Annotated in this window: 3 protein-coding genes; 1 reads left to right on the top strand and 2 read right to left on the bottom strand. The window is 26.5% G+C overall.

Annotated features, from left to right (window positions below; genetic code table 11):
- The first annotated feature begins 233 nt into the window (after nucleotides 1-233).
- Nucleotides 234-980, top strand: coding sequence for a hypothetical protein (locus B2P65_RS12255; protein ID WP_346880227.1), 747 nt, complete (start codon nucleotides 234-236; stop codon nucleotides 978-980).
- Nucleotides 981-1,021: 41 nt separating this feature from the next.
- Here the strand turns inward: B2P65_RS12255 and B2P65_RS12250 are convergent, their stop codons facing one another.
- Complete coding sequence (locus B2P65_RS12250) at nucleotides 1,022-2,125, bottom strand: mechanosensitive ion channel family protein (RefSeq protein WP_346880226.1); 1,104 nt, start codon at nucleotides 2,123-2,125, stop codon at nucleotides 1,022-1,024.
- Between the two features lie 38 nt (nucleotides 2,126-2,163).
- Nucleotides 2,164-2,679, bottom strand: a complete 516-nt coding sequence (locus B2P65_RS12245) for a GNAT family protein (protein WP_346849315.1) — start codon at nucleotides 2,677-2,679, stop codon at nucleotides 2,164-2,166.
- Nucleotides 2,680-2,792 lie beyond the last annotated feature (113 nt).

The following is a 2,792-nucleotide window of genomic DNA, read 5'->3' as shown; positions in this document are numbered from 1 at the left end:
TCCTAATATTGATACACTAGGATTTGTTTATTTAATCTATTAATTGCATTTATACATTTATATCATGTATTTACTTATATTGTTTATTGGTATAAGCATAAATGAATAATTACCATTGTCTAAAATTAATTACCTCTTACCTTTTGAAAAAATATGTAAATTGAATATTTATTATTTTTTTGGACAGATTATAATTATTAATAAAAATTTTGGGAAATATGGTGATTAAATTTATGAAGAAGAAAGAAAAAAGTTTTATTCCTCTAGTTGTTATATTTATATTAGTATTGCAACTTATTAATTTATCAACCACAGAGCAAGGACAAAATACATCTAATAAAAATACAAAATTAATCAACAGTGACATAAAATCAATAAATACTCTATCTATAACTTATAGAGTTAATAACTCTAATACATTAACCACTGAACTTTCAAAATATAATTCTGAATATAATTCTTATTCTATACAAAAGTCTCAACAAAAATGTAAAAATTTGTATCACAATAATCAAGTAAGTGAAGAAGCGATAAACCAAACTATGCATTTACCTGATTGGTTTAAATATAAAGTTATAGATGAAAACTTATTAAAATCTTATTTAGCTAATAGATCTTCTATACTTAAGGATGAACCTTACTTTTCATCCATAATAGAAGTTGGTAGAGATTTTAATATTAATCCTATACTGCTATTTGCTATTACAGGTCAAGAACAAAGCTTTGTTCCTCAAGATCATGTAAGTGCTACTAAAATAGCTAACAATCCTTATAATGTATTTTGTAGTTGGCAAAGTTATAATACTGATATTGTAGATGCATCAGAAATTGCTTGTCGTACAATTATAAATCTATCTAAGGATAGACCTGATAGTGTCGATCCTTTAGTATGGATTAATAGAAAGTACTCTGCTGATCAAAACTGGCATTATGGTGTAAGAAGTTTATACAACGAAATTATTGACTTTATAAATGAGTAATAAAAGGTTTAGGTAATTCAAATAAGAACTACCTAAACCTTTTATTTATTTTCTATATATACACTTTTTGTTGGGAAAGCAATGCTTACTTCCTCATCACTTAGAATTTTCATTATATTATAATTTATATCTTCTTTAATCTCCATATATTCATTGAATTCAATTCTATTTATAAAAAAATACATACCTATGTCTAAACTACTTTCATTAAATGTACTAAAGCTAACATGAATACTCTCACTATCTACTCCATCATGATTTTTTAGCATATCCTTTATGCTACTAACACACCTTTGAAGCTGATCAGTAGCTGTATCATAGGTTACTCCTATATTCATAGTTACTCTTCTTAACTCTCTCTTGTTAAAGTTTAAAATTGAATCATTTACTAGTAATGAGTTAGGAACCGTTATTAACACTTTATCAAAAGTTCTTATTCTTGTACTTCTAAAACTAATATCTTCTACTATTCCCTCTATCTCCTTACACTTAATCCAATCACCTATTGTAAAAGGATTATCCATAAATATTATGACACCTGACATCATATTGGCAGCAAAATCTTTTGCTGCCAAAGCTATTACAACTCCCCCTAAACCTATTCCTGTTATAAAAGCATTTACATCTAGCCCCCAAATATTCGCTACTTGTATAATTGCAAAAGCTATAATTAAATACTTTATTCCTTTGGCCATCATAGGTATTAATACAGTATTAACTTTTATATCATATTTATCTGTAGCTCTAAATAAAAAATCATCTGAATTATTAGTAATGTTAATTAATCCATTAGCAAATAATACTATAATTGATGTCCCTAATAATTTATTAATTATACTGCTAATATTCCATCCCATTGATGAATTTAGTATACTCATAAATATGTATACACCCATTACTATAAATGCCATTTTTATAGGTTTTTCAAATGCACTCAATATTTTTCTAGCACTTTTAATTTTTAAAGCTTTAAATATACCATCTAATATCTTTATAATATATTTAGCAAATATGTTCCTTAGGAACATTAACAATACGAATATTCCTACTCCTATTGCAATTGACTTCCACACTTCAAAAAACTTACTATTTAATATAATCTGTACATATTTATTCGTTAATATCTCTACTTGAGCTATTACCATTTATCTTTCCTCCTATATAAAAACTTAGTTTTCATTATTTATTCCTTTACAATTCCAAAAACAAAAACATCAACATATTCTTCTCCATCATAATATGCTTGTCTTCTTGTTCCTTCATGAAGAAAACCTAATGACCTTAATGTGCCTTGACTAGGATAGTTAAACATTAACACCTCTGCATCAATCCTATGAGTTCCAATGCTAAATAAATAATCTATAATTAATTTTAATCCTTCCTTAGCATATCCCTCTTGCCTATGACTTCCTAATCCAAACCTAAGCCAAGCCATTTCTTTATTTTCATCTAACCAGTTCATTCTTATGTATCCTATAGGTTCATTATTATCTTTTAATGCAATAATTAAATATAATTCTTCTCCTTCTTCTATGCTAAGCTTAATGTCTTGAAATTGATTTTCATAACTTATATTTGTATTTAATCCCACGGACATTTTTCTCATTACTATTTCATCTTTCCATTTAGCAACCAATTTAGCATCATTTAATTCTATATTTCTTAAATAAATTCGTTGTCCTTCACATATATTATACACTTTCTACCCTCCATACCAAAATGCTACTTCTCATATTATTATAAATTAAATTTATTATTTTATATATAAAAAAAGCACTCCATATGAAGTGCTTTTGGTGGCTCACCGGGGGA

The sequence above is a fragment of the Clostridium sp. UBA3061 genome, from assembly GCF_002367465.1.
Classification (GTDB): domain Bacteria; phylum Bacillota; class Clostridia; order Clostridiales; family Clostridiaceae; genus Clostridium_J; species Clostridium_J sulfidigenes.
The sequence above is the reverse complement of the archived record's forward strand: the minus strand, read 5'-3'. Positions and strand labels throughout refer to the sequence as shown.

What these genes read in the sequence shown, in the direction of transcription:
- B2P65_RS12255 (WP_346880227.1), top strand. Translation starts at nt 234, where the DNA reads ATGAAGAAGAAAGAAAAAAGTTTTATTCCTCTAGTTGTTATATTTATA.
- B2P65_RS12250 (WP_346880226.1), bottom strand. Translation starts at nt 2,125, where the DNA reads ATGGTAATAGCTCAAGTAGAGATATTAACGAATAAATATGTACAGATT.